Source organism: Flavobacterium sp. CBA20B-1, from assembly GCF_028473145.1.
Lineage (GTDB): Bacteria > Bacteroidota > Bacteroidia > Flavobacteriales > Flavobacteriaceae > Flavobacterium.
Genome location: NZ_CP092370.1, coordinates 2,904,827 through 2,921,982, shown reverse-complemented (window position 1 = coordinate 2,921,982; position 17,156 = coordinate 2,904,827). Strand labels below are relative to the sequence as shown.

Below are 17,156 nucleotides of genomic sequence, written 5' to 3'. Positions count from 1 at the left end.
TATATACATGAACGAAAACAAAAAGAACAACGAGGCACTTTTAGCCTTGATTATAGAAGGAATAGAAAACGTAAAAGGAGAAAATATTACTATTTTGGACTTAAGATCCATCGAAAATACAGCTTGCGACTACTTTGTAATTTGTGATGGAAATTCTAATACACAAGTAAATGCCATTTCGGGTTCTGTACAACGCACGGTGTCAAAAGAATTAAAAGACAAACCTTGGCACGTGGAAGGAACCGATCAAGCCAATTGGGTTTTAATGGATTACATTAACATTGTGGTTCATATCTTTCAAAAAGAAACCCGCGACTATTATAATATAGAAGACTTGTGGGGCGATGCTAAAATAACACAAGTAACTTCTAACCAATCAACACAGTAATTAATTTATGAAGAATCCCGTAAATAATAAGCCCAAGTACAATCCTTGGATGCTTTATGCAGGTATTATTTTTGTACTATTCGCCATCTCACTGACCACCGGAGGCGGCGGTTTTGGAGATGGAAAAACGATTGGTCTTTCTAAATTTTACCAATATTTAGATAACAGCCAAGTAGAAAAAGTGGTGTTTAGCAACTCTTCTGCACAAGTTTTTTTAAATGAAAGTGTAAAAAGCAATCCTGAACATCAGAAAAACAGCAAACCCACTTTGCTTAGCAATATGGCAAGTGGTCCGGATTATGTGGTAGAAATTGCCAATAAAGATTTATTTGAAGAACGCTTAACGCAAGCGCTTTCCGATGGTAAAATTAAAGAATTCACTACCGAAAAAGAAAGCAATTGGGGCAGCATTTTATTATCACTTTTACCTATCATTTTAATTCCAGTTGTATGGATTTTTATGATGCGCCGCATGGGCGGAGGTGCCGGTGGTGGTGGTGGACAAATTTTTTCGATTGGAAAATCACGAGCACGATTGTTCGATGAAAAGAACGATACACGCACCACATTTAGCGATGTTGCTGGGCTTGAAGGTGCAAAAGAAGAAATCCAAGAAATTGTAGAGTTTCTAAAAAATCCTGAAAAATATACCTCTATTGGAGGTAAAATTCCAAAAGGCGCATTATTAGTGGGGCCACCCGGAACTGGTAAAACATTGTTAGCAAAAGCAGTGGCTGGTGAGGCGCAAGTACCATTCTTCTCGCTTTCAGGTTCCGATTTCGTGGAAATGTTTGTGGGAGTTGGTGCATCGCGAGTACGTGATTTGTTTAAACAAGCAAAAGAAAAATCGCCTGCCATTATCTTTATCGATGAAATTGATGCCATTGGTAGAGCGCGTGGAAAATCGAATTTTTCAGGATCAAATGACGAACGCGAAAACACCTTGAATCAATTGCTAACAGAAATGGATGGTTTTGGAACCAATACCAACGTAATTGTTTTAGCAGCTACAAATAGGGCCGAAATTTTAGACAAAGCTTTGATGCGTGCCGGACGTTTTGACAGACAAATTTATGTGGATTTGCCAGATGTAAACGAGCGTAAGCAAATTTTCGCAGTTCACTTGAAAAAAATTAAAAAAGTAGAAAATCTTGATTTGGATTTTCTTGCCAAACAAACCCCTGGATTTTCCGGTGCAGATATTGCAAATGTTTGTAACGAAGCTGCTCTAACTGCCGCAAGAAAAGGCAAAACCGAAGTTGATAAACAAGACTTTTTAGATGCAGTGGACAGAATTGTGGGTGGTTTAGAAAAGAAAAACAAAATCATTACCCCAGAAGAAAAATATGCCATTGCCATTCACGAAGCCGGGCACGCAACTGTTTCTTGGTTAACAGAGCATGCCGCACCGTTAGTGAAAGTAACCATTGTGCCTCGCGGTATGAGTTTAGGTGCTGCATGGTACTTGCCCGAAGAGCGTCAAATTGTTCGCACCGAGCAAATGTTAGATGAAATGTGTGCTACAATGGGCGGAAGAGCTGCTGAAAAAGTAATTTTCGATAAAATTTCTACAGGAGCATTAAGTGATTTAGAAAAAGTAAACAAACAAGCTCGCGCTATGGTAACCATTTATGGTTTAAATGATTCGTTAGGAAATATAACTTACTACGATTCATCGGGGCAAAGCGAATATAACTTTTCTAAACCTTATTCCGAAGAAACAGCAAAATTGATTGATAAAGAAATTTCAATGTTGATCGAAGGTCAATATCAAAGAGCAATAACTTTATTGACCGATAATAAAGATAAATTAATCCAACTTGCTGATTTACTTTGTGAAAAAGAAGTGATCTTTAGAGAAGATTTAGAAGAAATTTTCGGCAAAAGACCATTTGATAAACCAGAAGTGATTGATGTTACTACCAACAACAATTCGGAAGTAATTTAAAACGAGCACTTTAACATATACTATAAAAACTTGGTTTAACCGTATGTTAAACCAAGTTTTTTTTTATCTTTGAACTATAATGGCCCTTAAATACTTTTTAATTAGCCAATGAATATATTTAAGAAAATTTTTAGCAGTTTTTCATCTTCTCATCAAAATAAAAATAATGAGGAAAGTAAATATCTGCCCGAAAAAGAAATACCTGTTGATGAGCAATTTACGCACAACTTTAAAATAAATGGCGGTAAATTTTTATATTGTGAGAATAATGAGGAACTAGAAGAAAACTTCATTAGTATTTTACAAGAAAACGATTGGTTTGAAACCGAAGCACTCACTTTTGAAAAAGGTTTGCAACACTTTTTAATTGATAACAAATTAAATTATAAAAACCCTACAAACCCAGTGTTTTTACTAACAAGCTGTGAAGGATTAATCGCACAAGACGGTTCGGTTTTATTATCATCTAAGCAGTTGTTTCACTACAAAACCAATGAACTGCCCATAAACATTATTGTAATAGCAAAAGCCAGCCAAATAACACGCACAAAAAGTGATGGTTTGCGCAATATAAAAATGCGTTATACCAATGAAATTCCAACAAACATTACCACTATGCAGCATTTTAAAGAAAGTACAAACGATGATTTTCTGCAATATGGCATTCAAACCAAAAATGTGTATTTGTTATTATTAGAAGACTTTTAAAATGAACGAAGTAGTAAAACGCACCTTATCGGGTATTTTATATATTGCCTTGTTGGTGGGTGCCATTTTGTTTTCAAAGAATACGTTTATTGCTTTGTTTACTTTTTTTTATTTAATAGGTGTTTATGAATTTTGCAAGCTCTACAAGATCAACAAAATAGTTGGGTTTACTCTTGCAATTGCATGGGCAATAACATTTATCTTGCTAAACAACACCGCCTACAATGCACTCTACTTATTGGTTTTACCTTTCAGTATCTATTTAATTATTGACTTGTTCCAAAAAAAAAAATCATCAACAAAGACTACTTTTGTAAAATACCTGCATTTATCAGGTTATGTGATTATTCCTTTTATAATCATCACCCAATTGCCGTATCACTTAAAAAAATATACCCCTTTATTGCTATTAAGTATCTTTATAATGATATGGTGTAACGACACTTTTGCGTATATTTGTGGCAAACTTTTGGGGAAACATAAGCTGTTCGAGCGCATATCCCCCAAAAAAACAATAGAAGGTTTTATAGGCGGTTTAGTGTTTACACAAATAGCAGCTTATCTTTTGTTTTTATACACCAATATGCAATTATCGCTTGCTTTCTGGATGTTAATTGCCTTTGTAGTTAGCTTTTTGGGAACGATTGGCGATTTAATTGAATCGAAATATAAACGATTAGCAGGTGTTAAAGACAGCGGAAATATCATGCCCGGACACGGCGGTATTTTAGACCGGTTAGACAGCATTTTATTTGCTGCACCATTTTTATTTTTAATTTATAAAATTGTGATGTAATGTTTCATAAAGAAGGCGCAAAAATAATTTTATTTTCACTTTTAATTGCAGTGATTGTTATCATTGGGGTAGAATACTTAATTACTATTCCTTGGCTTATAAAGACTATACAAATAATTACATTGCTTTTTTTGGTTATTGTTTTGCAATTTTTCAGAAATCCAAACAGAGCTTTAGATGATATTGCAGACCACTTAATCGTGGCACCAGTTGACGGCAAAGTGGTTGTGATTGAAGAAGTCTATGAACCCGAATACTTCAAAGACAAACGCTTAATGGTATCCATTTTTATGTCGCCCATCAATGTGCACGTAACCCGATACGCCTTAAACGGAATGGTGAAATACAGTAAGTATCACCCGGGCAAATACTTAGTGGCATGGCATCCAAAGGCTAGCGAAGAAAACGAACGCACCACTGTGGTGATTGATAATCCGGTGTATGGAGAAGTAATGTACCGACAAATTGCAGGTGCACTGGCCAAACGAATCGTAAACTATGCAAAAGTAGGTCATAGAGTAAACCAAGGCGATGATGCAGGGTTTATTAAATTTGGTTCGCGCGTTGATTTATACCTGCCTTTGGGTACAAATATCAATGTGGAGCTGAACCAAAAAGCACGAGGAAACAAAACGGTCATAGCAAATAAATAAATGACAACCGATCTTAACACGCTATTTGCTGAAGCATACGAAAAAGCATCAAACACAAATAAACATTTAGCACCTGATGTTCGTTTAAGGTTATATGCTTATTACAAACAAGCCACCTTAGACTATTCTCATAATTTTCTGCATCAAGATATGGATTTAATACGTGGATTTAAATTCAACGCATGGAAACAAGTTGCACATTTAACACAAGAAGAAGCCAAAATTTTGTATATTGAACTCGTTAATTCATTAAATCTTTAATTGTATGAAAAAGAATGTTTTATTACTAACAGGTATTGCATCATTTTTACTTTTTAGCTGTAAAGACAAAGAAGAAATGATTGAAGTAGAGGTTCCAAGTGCTACCACTACAGAAGCTACACCTGTAAATGGCGATCCAAAAACGGTAGTTGCAAATCAAGGTGCTTTTCAAATGAAAGGCCTTAATTACGGATACAACGATTTAGAACCTTATATGGACGCCCAAACAGTTGAAACACATTATAGCAAACACCACTTAGGATATTGCAACAAATTAAACGACGCTATAAAAGGAACGCCACTGGAAACCATGTCTATTGAAGAAATTTTAAATGGTTTAGATTTAAAAAATAACGCATTGAGAAACAATGCAGGTGGTTACTACAATCACAATATTTTTTGGGAAATAATTGGTCCTAAAGCTGGCGGAAAACCAACCGGAAAAGTAGCTGAATTAATCAATAAAGATTTTGGAAGTTTTGATGCTTTTAAAACACAGTTCACCGATGCTGCTAAAGGATTATTTGGTTCTGGATGGGTTTGGTTGGTATATCAAAACGATGGTACACTAAAAATTACCACAACTACTAATCAAGACAATCCGTTAATGCCAAACGCTGAAGTAAAAGGGTATCCTTTGATGAATATTGATGTTTGGGAACATGCTTATTATTTAAAATATAAAAATGAGCGTCCTAAATACATTGAAAACTTCTGGCAATTGATAGACTGGAGTAAAGTAGAATACAGAATGTCTTTGGCTAAGTAATTTTAAAAAAAAAAAAAAATCGAACCTTAAAAACGTTCGATTTTTTTTACGCTTTATCCCAAAGGATTATATACTTGCGGTTGCCATTGCTCATCTAAAAGGTAAATATATGAATAATGCACGGCATCTTTTGAATCAAATTCGCCATTTTTGTTGATGTCTTCAATTGATCGGAAATACAATTTATCGTCGATCACCTGCCAATCAAGCAATTCCTGTAAATCTTTTGTGAGTTTGGTAAATTTCAAACCATTGATGCTTGAAATGTAAAGTGCCTTGATATCGTTGTCGTCATACTTTCCATCTTTATTGGTATCCATATCAACCAATGTATAAACCAAAAACTGTTTATTGGTTTTTAATGCCAATTCATCTAAATAATTTATAGAAAGAATTTCCATTTTATGGGTCGTCAATGGCTTTAACTCTAACGAATCTTTATGTTGAAACATCACATTTGTAATAAACCCTGTAATTTCAGGTGTAGAGTAATTTGAAATTTTGTAGCTTACCTGATTGTTTATTTTTGTGCTGCCATAACGCGATGAACCGGTATTATATACCCGCACATTGCCCACTGGATGCAGCAAATAATTGGTTCCAGAGAATTTTATTGGTAAATCGGCAATTTTAATTTCGGTTGAATCTATTTTTTGATAATTAACATCTGCTGTTTTTTCCTGATTCCCGTAAATTACCTTTGGTGTTTCTGCTTCTTTTTTGCATGAAGCAAAAACGGCTAAACTGATTGCTAAAAGCGTTAAATGGTATTTCATAAGCTTTAAATCTTCGTTCAAATATACATATTTTTAAAGTGTTACCAACTCATATTTAGTTTTAAATTAAACGTACGCATAGTCATTCGGTTTGGTATGGCATACATTACTTTTGAATATACATCGCGCACCCAAGTGTTGGTGATGGCATTTTCATTGTTGAACAAATTGTAAATTTCAAAACCAACGGCCACTTCTTTAAAAGGTTGCAACCATTTTTTATTAGAGTTAAATGTTTGATCTTTAAAAATATACGAAAAACCAGCATCGCTTCGCATATAATTTTTTAAACGCAATTGATAATCATACGGATCTACATACGAGGGCGATCCGCCTGGCAATGGGGTGTTGTACACCTGATTCAAATACAATTTTAAGTTGGGAATGGCAGGCATATAATCTTGAAACATTAATCCCAATTTTAAGCGTTGATCGGTTGGGCGGGCAATAAAACCTCGATTGTTATAATTTTCTTCGGTTTTTAAATATCCAACAGAAAACCAAGATTCAATTCCGGGAACAATTTCTCCGTTTATCCGCACATCTGCTCCGTAAACATACGCCTTTGCATTGTTATCGGCTCTGTATCTGATTCTTACATTTTCTAACGTATAGGTATTTACGTTGGAAAGGTCTTTATAGTACAATTCCGTAAACAATTTAAACGGAGTACTTTTTATTTTAAAACTATAATCATTCGACAGAACCACATGAATGGATTGCTGGGCTTTTACATTTGGACGAATAGATCCATCCATTGCGCGCAATTCTCGATAACTTGGCGGTTGATGATACAAACCACCTGACAAACGAAACACCATATCGGTTTCCCAATCCGGTTTTATGGCAAACTGTGCACGCGGACTTACTGTAATTTGACCTTTAGCGGTTTCGTATCCTTCGGCAGCAACGTTCCAATAATGCGCACGCACGCCAAAATTTAGAAATGTTTCATGTTTGCCAATAGCTCCTCTTTTGTTCCATTGTGCAAAACCATTTAAGCGGTTAATTGTTACAAAATTAGTAGCACGAACGTTTTGAAAAGGCACTAATTCGCCTTGATAAGGCTCATAAGGTTGGTTGTTAGGTGTTGAAAAATAAGGATTTGCTAATGAAAACCCTGCTGAATCAATCACTTCCCATTCCAATAAACGGTCACGGATGTCTTCGCTCACATAACGCACACCCCACTCTATCTCGGTTTCGTCTAACTTGTGTTGTCCTTTCATTTCGGTACTAACTATGAATGCATCGTAATTGTTTCTACCATGATTCAACTGTGAACCTAAACCTACCGTGTATTCCACTTCGCCGGCATTTCCACCTAAATCTCCACTCACATTGCCCAATGCATAGCTTCCCCAAATGTCGTAATATTCTTCTTCTTTTGTATGATATGCAGATGCTATTAAGGTGTAGCTATTTTGCAAATTCGGTTTAAAAACACCTTTCAAAGCACCAAAATATGTTTGGTATCGGTCTATTTCACCTCCTTGATAACGCACTTGTAATTCTTTAGCATCTTGAATGGTTCCAAACTTGGTTCGTTTAAAGAGTGGCGTGTATTCATACACATTGCTCGATGCATTTAGCAACAAACTCCACTCCCATTTTGCTGTTGGTTGAAAAGTTATGAGCGATTGTACGTCTAAAAAACGAGGTGTGAAATCTACATCCACATCTTGTGATTTTACCAGCAATGCATTGTTTCGGTAGCGCACTCCGGTAATCGCCGTCCACTTTTTATTTTTTGAAGCAAGATCCACCGTAAGACCGCCTCCCAAAATACTGGCATCAAACGAGCCTCCAAATTGTGATGGTTTGCGGTAGGTGATGTCTAAAACCGATGACATTTTATCGCCGTATTTTGATTGAAATCCTCCGGATGAAAAATCTACTTTATCGGTCATTGAGGTATTTGTAAAGCTCAATCCTTCCTGCTGACCCGATCGAACTAAAAACGGACGATATACTTCTATCTCGTTTACATATACCATGTTTTCATCAAAATTTCCGCCTCTAACATTATATCCTGTAGAAAGCTCATTATTAGAATAAACTCCTGGTAATAATTTAGTTATATTTTCCACACCTGCATTTGCCCCAGGAATTTTCCGAATCACATCGGGCGATATGACAGTTGTACCTTCAAATCGTTTTCTTAAATTGGAATCGATCACAAGTTCTTTCAACTCTTCTGCGGCTGGACTTAAACGGATATTAAGCTCAAAAGATTGATTAGCTGCTACCGATTCTATATATGTTACTGGTAGATAATTTTCTGCTTGAAATTGAATAGTGATGTCATTGCCCGCTTCAACATCCATATAATAAAATCCGTTGGTATTGGTATAAACTTGCTTGTTTTGCGCTTGTACCATTACGTTTTTTATAGGAAAATCTTGATCATTCAACACAACTCCTTTAATCTGAGCCGTTTGTGAAAAACCGCTTGCACAAAGCAACGCAAACAAAATACTGTATAGGTTTTTTTTCAAAATATCTTATTTAATTCACCACAATTGTTTGTTCAAATGTAGTATTATTTCCAACACGGTCGGCAACTTCCAATCGCAAAGTATTGCTACCGCTATTAAATTTTTTATCAGTTAATTTATGAATTAATTTTTTTGTTTTGTAATCATATTCCAATAAAATCCATTCATTGTTCAAATATCCGTTAAAAGTTCCAATTCCCGAAAGTTTATCTTCAATTTCAAAAACTAAATTATCATTGACCGAAAATTCGCTTTGGTTGTTTAAAAAATGAACAATTGGTTTTTCTTTGTCTGTAACCAATTGATACGTTCCCAATTCTTTTGTACGAATACGAAAATCATTCTCGCGCTTCCATGTATCAAAAAACTTGATTTTTTTCCCATCCACTTTCCCAATAAAAGTTTGATCTTTATTGGGATAATCTTCTGGCAGGATGATTTTTATGTTGATGTTTTTTTGTAAAGCATATTCGTCTTTATGCAACACCAATCCATTTTCAATAAAATCGATTTTTAGGTACACATCTTCAAAAAAAGTACGTGCATCCCATTCAACTGATACATTTTTATCCTGAAAAACATAATCTTTCAAATAATCTATATATTTTCCTTCTGGTTGTGATTTAGCCATAAGTTCATAATCGTGATATTTAATAGGAATTTCAATAGTTTGTTTGTTATTATGCACATCAAAAACTTCAATTTTAAAATTCAAATCTTGAGCACCATCAACCACAATCTTTCCATTGTTCTTCTTAGTTTTAATTAAATTTAAAGGCAATTCATTTAAAATAAATAATTTTTGAATTCTATTGCCCGATTGCTGGTAATATTTATAATCAATATATTCATTTAGATATTTAGATTCATCAAAAGAAAACTCATCGAAAACCACTTCAAAATACTTTGATCCATTCAAATGAGTAACCAATTTATAAACTCCGTTTTTGCCTCGGCTTTTATTTTGAGTGTCGTGCGTATTGATGCCAAAACCAATCACTCCTTTTGCTTGAATGGTTTCACTTCGATAGGTATTATTCACTTTATTTAATCCTACTTCAAAAAACGAATGTGAGTTGTTAATTATTGTTTCATTGGTGAGCGGATAAACAAAAACACCGTTTATGATAGGTTGCTCGGTATCGGTAACAGCTTCTTTTAATGAAAAAACCAACGGATTTAAAATATGTTCTGTGCGTGTGTTGCGAATTTCGTAGTGCAAATGCGGACCACCCGAACCGCCCGTATTTCCAATATAGCCAATGATATCGCCTTTCTTTACAGGTAGTTCGCTTGCCAATGGAAACAATTCCATTTCAAATTGTTTCAACTCATAATGATGCTTGTTTACATAATTTGCAATATCGTGTCCGTATGCATTCAAATGCCCGTAAACAGTGGTATAACCATTATTGTGTTTCACATACAATGCCTTTCCATAGCCAAAACTACTCACTTTAATCCGGTTCACCACACCGTCTGCAGGAGCAAAAATGGGATCGCCAATTTTATAGTTAGCCGTAAAATCGATACCGGCATGAAAATGATTCGGACGCAACTCACCAAAAGTACCCGCAACCAATAATGGAATTTTAATCGGCGGGCTGAACTCTGTAATTGTATTCGTTTGCGCGAAACTATTCCAACAAAAAAGTGCAAAAAACAAAAATCGGTAAATCATACTTAAAAATTTAATTAAGAAGAAGATACCAAAAAAAAGAATACCACAAAATAAAAATCAAAAAAAAAATATCCGTCCGAATATGCGATTAATTGCATTTTTTTTTTTACTTTCGGTTAAAGAATTGTATTTTTGTATAAATTAGAATGCTCTATAAATGGAAAAGCTAAGTGACCTAACCAAAGCGGTTGAAACGAAGTTAAACAAACTTGTACAGCATTTGGAAAAAGTTGTAAAAGAAAACGAAGCTTTAAAAAGCGAACTTTTGCAACAACAAACACAGCAAAACGATTTGCAACAAAAACATATTGAATTACAACAAAAGTATGATCAATTAAAAATTGCAAATTCGTTGTTGGGCAGTGAAGATTTTAAAAAAGAAACAAAACTAAAGATAAATTCATTAGTACGAGAGATAGATCATTGCATATCACAATTAACGCACACAACTGATTAATGGATATGGAAGAAAAACTAAAAATAAAAGTTTCTATTGCAGATCGCGTATATCCGTTAACAGTTACGCCCGACCAAGAAGAGGGCATACGGGCTGCTGTTAAGAAGATAGAAGCAATGACACTGCAACTTGAAGAAAATTTTGCAATGCGCGATAAGCAAGATGTTTTAGCATTTTGTGCATTACAATTTGCTTCGCAAGTTGAACAAAATAGAATACAAAACGAAGAAGGTTTAGAAGATTCTAAAGAAAAATTAATGGAATTTAACAATAGTTTAGACACTATTTTATTAAAACATCATATAAAGTAACAACCTAATTTTAGGTTTGAAAATTACTGCTCACATTAGCTTCTGTTTGATAAACTCAACACTAACAAATTAAAATGGGCGAAGCATTATCACTAAAGCATGCCATCTTTGAATGGATCCTTGAACGATAAGATAGCTCAAAACTTGTTTTCTAGAGTTTATGCAACTCTTCTAATGTGAGCTTTTTTTTATTAACTATTTACACATAAATGGAAACAACAATATTTATTATTAGTGCAATTATAGTTGGTGCCGTAATTGGTTTTGCAATAGCAAAATATCTTGAAAAGAACAATGCATCCTCTATAATAAAAAATGCGAAAAACGAAGCCAAAGGCATTTTAAAAGACGCTCGTGCCGAAGGAGAAACCATTAAAAAAGACAAAATCCTTCAAGCCAAAGAAAAGTTCATTGAATTAAAATCAGAACACGAACAAATCATTTTATCGCGCGATAAAAAAATAGCCGAAGCCGAAAAAAGAACACGCGATAAAGAATCCCAAATTTCTAACGAATTAAATCGTGCTAAAAAAGCTGCCGATGAAAGCGAAAAAAGCATCAAAGAATACGAAGCCAAATTGCAATCGCTAGAAAAAAAACAAGAAGAAACCGAAAAACTACACCGCATTCAAGTTGATAAATTGGAACAAATTGCCGGTTTAACAGCAGATGAAGCCCGATTGCAGTTAGTAGAAAGCTTGAAAGCCGAAGCAAAAACGCAGGCAATGGCATATATTCAAGACACGGTGGAAGAAGCTAAGATGACCGCTCAGCAAGAAGCTCGAAAAATCATTATCAATACCATTCAACGCGTTGGAACTGAAGAAGCAATTGAAAACTGCGTGTCGGTTTTCAATATAGAATCAGACGATGTGAAAGGACGTATTATTGGTCGTGAAGGTAGAAATATTCGTGCTTTAGAAGCTGCTACAGGTGTTGAAATCATTGTAGATGACACGCCCGAAGCAATTATTTTATCATGTTTTGATCCGGTGAGAAGAGAAATTGCTCGATTGTCGCTACACCGTTTGGTGACAGATGGTCGTATCCACCCTGCCCGAATTGAAGAAGTTGTTGCCAAGACAGCCAAACAGATCGATGAAGAAATTATTGAAACCGGAAAACGTACCGTTATTGATTTAGGTATTCATGGATTGCATCCGGAATTAATCAAAATGGTAGGCCGCATGAAATACCGCTCCTCTTACGGACAAAACCTATTGCACCATTCCCGCGAAGTTGCCAGATTGTGTGGATTAATGGCTGCTGAGTTGGGATTAAACGTAAAATTAGCTAAACGCGCTGGTTTGTTACACGATATTGGTAAAGTGCCAGAAACAGAAAGCGATTTACCACATGCATTATTGGGTATGCAATTGGCAGAAAAGCACGGTGAAAAACCAGAAGTTTGTAATGCTATTGGTGCACACCACGACGAAATTGAAATGAATTCGTTAATATCTCCAATCATTCAAGTATGTGATGCTATTTCTGGTGCACGCCCAGGTGCTCGCCGACAGGTTTTAGATTCTTACATTCAACGCTTAAAAGACCTTGAAGATATTGCATATGGCTTTGGTGGAATTAAAAACGCATACGCAATTCAAGCAGGTAGAGAATTGCGCGTGATTGTAGATTGTGAAAAAGTATCCGATGAATTGGCTGCTAATTTATCATTCCAAATTTCGCATAAAATCCAAACTGAAATGACTTATCCCGGACAAGTAAAAGTTACTGTAATTAGGGAAACAAGAGCGGTGAACATCGCTAAATAAAAATAAAAAAAACAGAGCTGTTTAGCTCTGTTTTTTTTATGTTGTTACTCTACATCTTCTTCAAAATCATCATCAGAAAACCAATAACTGTCTAGCATGGTTTTATCTACAAAAATTTCCAAACGTTCGGTTTCTTTTTGGGTTACATACATTCTTTGGGTTTTACCAATACTTTCTGACAAACGATATAAACGGCTATCGTGTCGCAAACGCAACAGTTCATCGGTATTATTAATAACCAACATTTTTAGCTGATTTACATCAAAGCCTGCATTTCCAAACATAAAACTTAGGCGTTCGGGTGTACCAATTAGCACATCAATTCCTAGGGATATTTGATTTTTATCTTCGTCTAAATCGGTTTTGTCATGGGTCATGAAAATGCGCAAATCGGTATATTTTGCCAATTCTTTAAACAAAGCTTCCATTTCTAACGCCTGCGGTTTATCTTCTACAATTACCAACACACGTGGCGATAACATAAAGGCTTTTTCTAATCTTTGAATCACCGAAATGACAATAGCTTCAGCTCTTTCTTCTTGATTTTCTATCACCAAAACCACGTCATTACCTGATTTTATGGTTCCAAAAGCTTCTTTAATAACAGCAGGCGCTTCGGTTAAACCTTTTTCGGCTAAAGCTTGTTTTAAATTTGGATTGATTTTTTTTAAATTCATCTTGTTTATTTTGAAGCAAACAATTCAACATCTGATTTTGAAATTTCTTTTCCGCCTAAAATAATCAAGCGTTCAACCACATTTCGCAACTCCCGAATATTTCCTGTCCAATCATATTTTTTAAGAAGTTCAATTGCTTCCGTTGAAAAAACTTTTTGTGCACTGCCGTTTTCCTCTGCTATTTTTTTGGTGAAATGTTCAATTAATAACGGAATATCGTCTCTGCGATCATTCAATGCCGGAACTTTTATCAAAATAACAGCTAAACGGTGGTATAAATCTTCCCGAAATCTGCCTTCCTCGATTTCTTTTCGCAGGTCTTTGTTGGTTGCTGCAATTACACGCACATCTACTTTAATATCCTTATCTGCTCCTACTCTCGTAACTACATTTTCTTGTAACGCACGTAAAACTTTGGCTTGTGCCGCCAAGCTCATATCGCCAATTTCATCTAAGAAAATGGTTCCTTTATCGGCTGCTTCAAATTTACCGGCACGGTCTTTAACCGCCGACGTAAATGCGCCTTTTACATGACCAAACAATTCACTTTCGATTAATTCTGACGGAATTGCCGCACAGTTTACTTCGATCAATGGAAATTTCGCTCGGTTGCTTTTTTCATGCAAATTATGAGCTACCAATTCTTTACCCGTTCCGTTTGGTCCGGTAATCAATACGCGGGCATCAGTTTCGGCTACCTTATCAACCATATCTTTTATTTGTTGAATGGGTTCACTTTCGCCAATCATTTGGTAGTTTTTACTTACCTTTTTCTTTAACCGTTTATTTTCTACAACCAGCAATTTATTGTCTAACGCATTGCGAACAGTTGTTAGTAATCGGTTTAAATCGGGTGGTTTCGATATGTAATCAAATGCACCCAAACGCATGGTATTAACGGCTGTTTCTAAATCGCCATGACCAGAAATCATGATGAATGTAGATTCAGGTTTTATTTTTTTAGCTTCTTGCAACACTTCTTCGCCGTCTTTTTTTGGCATTTTAATATCGCAAATAACTAAATCGAAATCTTCGTTTTTTATTTTTTCTAAACCTTCTTCGCCATCGGCAGCTTCAAAAACTACATACTGATCGTTTTCTTCTGCCAATATTTTTGATAACACCCTACGGATGGAAGCTTCGTCTTCTATAATTAAAATTTTAGCCATACTTAATATTTAAGCCATTTTACAAGTTCTTTCCAAGTTGGTTTTTTGCCGTACATTAAAATACCTACACGATAAATTTTCGACGCCACCCAAACAATAGCAATAAAGGTAGCAAATAAAAGTGCAATTGAAAGTGCAATTTGCCAAAAAGGTACACCAAATGGTATACGCATAAGCATTACGATGGGTGATGTGAGCGGAATCATAGAGAAAATAGTGGCTACCGTGCCGTGGGGTTCGTTCATTACTGTGAAAAAGCCAATATAAACGCCCAACATTAACGGCATAATTACCGGAAACATAAACTGCTGTGTATCGGTTTCGTTATCAACTGCTGCGCCGATTGCCGCATACAATGAGCTGTATAAAAAGTAGCCGCCAATGAAATATATTAAAAAGTAAACTGCCATACTTAAAAGCGGAAGTTTTAAAAACTCAGCAAAATACACTTGAATATTTGCCAATTTTGAAGCTTCTATTGCCATTTCTGTCGTTGGCGTTGAGGTATTTAAACCAAAAACCAAATTTGCAATTACTAATAAAATACCACCTACAATTGCCCAAATTACAAACTGCAAAATTCCGGCTAAAGTGGTTCCAATGATTTTTCCCATCATTAATTGGATAGGCTTTATGGATGAAATAATAATTTCTATGATGCGACTTGTTTTTTCTTCGATCACGCTGCGCATGACCATGTTTCCGTAAATAATAATGAACATCATGATTAAATAGCCAAAAACAGAACCAACACCAACCTTCATTTCGTTTAAACCTTTAACGGTTTCTTCGCCCGATGCTTTTGTAAGATGCATGGTAACATCGATTTTTGATTTATCAAGCAAAACAGTATCAACGCCTTTATTGCTTAAATTTTTACGCAATAATTTTTCTGAAAGTTTAGATTCTGTGTTGGCGATAAACCCTAAACTTGGACTGTCTTCTGATACATATTCGATCGATTTTTCGTAATCTTTTAAATGATCTTTTTTAGGAATAAACAGAACGCCCTCATAATTCGCTTGCGAAACGCTGTCTTTTAATATTTTTGGATCAATCTTGGAAACATCGTGGTATTTATAGCTTTCGGAATTTTTAAATTCGTTTACAAACATTCCGCTTTCGTCGTGAATACCAATATGTTTCACTTCGGTTTTCATGGAACTTAAATAGCCAATTAATGCAGCAACTGCCACAAAAATAAGCGGACTTACGAAAGTCATTACAATAAATGATTTATTTCGTACTTTTGAAATAAATTCTCTTTTGATAATTAAAGATAAAACGCCCATTAGTTATTGGTTACAGTTTGAATAAAAATGTCGTTGATACTCGGAATTTTCTCAGAAAAATGAGTGATTTGACCAAATGGCAACACATCATTTAACAACTCGTTTGCTGATTGATCATGAAGTTTTACAGATAATTTTAAATCGTTGTCTAATGATTTAAAGAAAGTTTCTTCTACTTGATATTTGGCTCTTAGAAAATCTTTTAATTGATTCGGATTCATAGCATTTATTCCCAAATCAAAGGTATTTGAACGATATTCTTTTTTAATATCGACCACCGAACCATCTAACAACTTATTAGATTTATGAATCAAGGCAATTTCATCGCACATTTCCTCAACGCTTTCCATGCGGTGTGTGGAAAAAATAATGGTGCTGCCTTTTTGTTTCAATTCAAGAATTTCGTCTTTAATAATATTGGCGTTTACGGGATCGAATCCGGAAAAAGGTTCATCGAAAATCAATAATTTAGGTTGATGCAAAACAGTTACCACAAACTGAATTTTCTGTGCCATTCCTTTTGAAAGCTCTTGAATTTTTTTGTTCCACCAGTCTCCAATTTCTAATTTTTCAAACCAATATTTTAATTGCTTTTTGGCTTCGTCTTTAGAAATTCCTTTCAATTGCGCCAAATACAATGCCTGCTCGCCCACTTTCATACTTTTATACAAACCGCGTTCTTCGGGCATGTAACCAATATTTTTTACATGGTGAGGACTTAGTTTTTCGCCGTCGAGTAAAATTTCGCCACTATCTGGAAACGTAATTTGATTGATAATGCGTATTAACGAAGTTTTTCCGGCACCGTTTGGACCCAACAATCCAAAAACACTCCCCTTAGGAATGGCTAATGACACGTTGTTTAAAGCGGTTTTATCGCCGTATTTTTTTACAACATTATTTACCTGTAAAATATGATTCATGATTTTTTAAAAATTAGTACAAATATACGAAGTAGTTAAAAAAAAACCCATCCTTGTTTGCACAAGGATGGGAA

General features: G+C 35.1%; 17 protein-coding genes and 1 other RNA gene. 11 read left to right on the top strand and 7 right to left on the bottom strand.

The features are described from left to right. Positions 1-7: 7 nt before the first annotated feature. From rsfS to MG290_RS14190, 7 genes are all read left to right on the top strand, one after another. A complete protein-coding gene (rsfS, locus tag MG290_RS14220; RefSeq protein WP_257498409.1) occupies positions 8-388 on the top strand; it encodes a ribosome silencing factor in 381 nt (126 codons plus the stop codon). Between the two features lie 7 nt (positions 389-395). Beyond that, entirely contained in the window at positions 396-2,336 is a 1,941-nt protein-coding gene (gene ftsH / locus MG290_RS14215; RefSeq protein ID WP_264561880.1) for an ATP-dependent zinc metalloprotease FtsH, read from the top strand. A gap of 108 nt (positions 2,337-2,444) precedes the next feature. After that, a complete protein-coding gene (locus MG290_RS14210) occupies positions 2,445-3,044 on the top strand; it encodes an LUD domain-containing protein (RefSeq protein WP_264561879.1) in 600 nt (199 codons plus the stop codon). 1 nt (position 3,045) lies between these two features. Then, a complete protein-coding gene (locus tag MG290_RS14205; RefSeq protein WP_264561878.1) occupies positions 3,046-3,840 on the top strand; it encodes a phosphatidate cytidylyltransferase in 795 nt (264 codons plus the stop codon). Continuing rightward, positions 3,840-4,493: a phosphatidylserine decarboxylase family protein gene (locus MG290_RS14200; RefSeq protein ID WP_264561877.1), complete on the top strand. Its 654-nt coding sequence runs from the start codon at positions 3,840-3,842 to the stop codon at positions 4,491-4,493. Before MG290_RS14205 ends, MG290_RS14200 begins: the two co-directional genes overlap by 1 nt. Further along, positions 4,494-4,754 (top strand): acyl-CoA-binding protein, encoded by a 261-nt coding sequence (locus tag MG290_RS14195; RefSeq protein WP_264561876.1) that lies wholly within the window; start codon positions 4,494-4,496, stop codon positions 4,752-4,754. Positions 4,755-4,758: 4 nt separating this feature from the next. Continuing rightward, complete coding sequence (locus MG290_RS14190; protein ID WP_272585766.1) at positions 4,759-5,523, top strand: superoxide dismutase; 765 nt, start codon at positions 4,759-4,761, stop codon at positions 5,521-5,523. 53 nt (positions 5,524-5,576) lie between these two features. Here MG290_RS14190 and MG290_RS14185 read toward each other — a convergent pair whose 3' ends face one another. From MG290_RS14185 to MG290_RS14175, 3 genes are read right to left on the bottom strand one after another with little or no spacing between them, the layout of a single operon-like run. After that, positions 5,577-6,320 (bottom strand): hypothetical protein, encoded by a 744-nt coding sequence (locus MG290_RS14185; protein ID WP_319800347.1) that lies wholly within the window; start codon positions 6,318-6,320, stop codon positions 5,577-5,579. A gap of 20 nt (positions 6,321-6,340) precedes the next feature. Beyond that, positions 6,341-8,797 (bottom strand): TonB-dependent receptor, encoded by a 2,457-nt coding sequence (locus MG290_RS14180; RefSeq protein WP_264561875.1) that lies wholly within the window; start codon positions 8,795-8,797, stop codon positions 6,341-6,343. A 10-nt stretch (positions 8,798-8,807) separates the two neighbouring features. Then, positions 8,808-10,478, bottom strand: a complete 1,671-nt coding sequence (locus MG290_RS14175; RefSeq protein WP_264561874.1) for a M23 family metallopeptidase — start codon at positions 10,476-10,478, stop codon at positions 8,808-8,810. Between the two features lie 157 nt (positions 10,479-10,635). Here MG290_RS14175 and MG290_RS14170 point away from each other — a divergent pair, with 157 nt between their 5' ends. The 4 genes from MG290_RS14170 to rny all read left to right on the top strand — a co-directional run bounded on the left by MG290_RS14170 (position 10,636) and on the right by rny (position 13,021). After that, a complete protein-coding gene (locus MG290_RS14170; RefSeq protein ID WP_264561873.1) occupies positions 10,636-10,935 on the top strand; it encodes a hypothetical protein in 300 nt (99 codons plus the stop codon). Between the two features lie 5 nt (positions 10,936-10,940). Beyond that, positions 10,941-11,246 (top strand): cell division protein ZapA, encoded by a 306-nt coding sequence (locus tag MG290_RS14165; protein ID WP_257498400.1) that lies wholly within the window; start codon positions 10,941-10,943, stop codon positions 11,244-11,246. Between the two features lie 53 nt (positions 11,247-11,299). Next, positions 11,300-11,406: non-coding RNA, 6S RNA (ssrS, locus tag MG290_RS14160), on the top strand. A 49-nt stretch (positions 11,407-11,455) separates the two neighbouring features. Next, positions 11,456-13,021, top strand: coding sequence for a ribonuclease Y (rny, locus tag MG290_RS14155; RefSeq protein WP_264561872.1), 1,566 nt, complete (start codon positions 11,456-11,458; stop codon positions 13,019-13,021). A 44-nt stretch (positions 13,022-13,065) separates the two neighbouring features. Here the strand turns inward: rny and MG290_RS14150 are convergent, their stop codons facing one another. Genes MG290_RS14150 through MG290_RS14135 form a run of 4 tightly spaced genes read right to left on the bottom strand, consistent with a single transcriptional unit; the run spans position 13,066 to position 17,082 of the window. Then, positions 13,066-13,698 carry a DEAD/DEAH box helicase gene (locus tag MG290_RS14150; protein WP_264561871.1) on the bottom strand — a complete coding sequence of 211 codons (633 nt, stop codon included), beginning with the start codon at positions 13,696-13,698 and terminating at the stop codon, positions 13,066-13,068. A gap of 5 nt (positions 13,699-13,703) precedes the next feature. Beyond that, positions 13,704-14,867 carry a sigma-54-dependent transcriptional regulator gene (locus tag MG290_RS14145; RefSeq protein WP_264561870.1) on the bottom strand — a complete coding sequence of 388 codons (1,164 nt, stop codon included), beginning with the start codon at positions 14,865-14,867 and terminating at the stop codon, positions 13,704-13,706. Positions 14,868-14,869: 2 nt separating this feature from the next. Then, complete coding sequence (locus MG290_RS14140) at positions 14,870-16,159, bottom strand: ABC transporter permease (RefSeq protein ID WP_264561869.1); 1,290 nt, start codon at positions 16,157-16,159, stop codon at positions 14,870-14,872. Beyond that, positions 16,159-17,082, bottom strand: a complete 924-nt coding sequence (locus MG290_RS14135; RefSeq protein ID WP_264561868.1) for an ABC transporter ATP-binding protein — start codon at positions 17,080-17,082, stop codon at positions 16,159-16,161. The genes MG290_RS14140 and MG290_RS14135 overlap by 1 nt, the downstream gene beginning before the upstream one ends. Between the last annotated feature and the right edge of the window lie 74 nt (positions 17,083-17,156).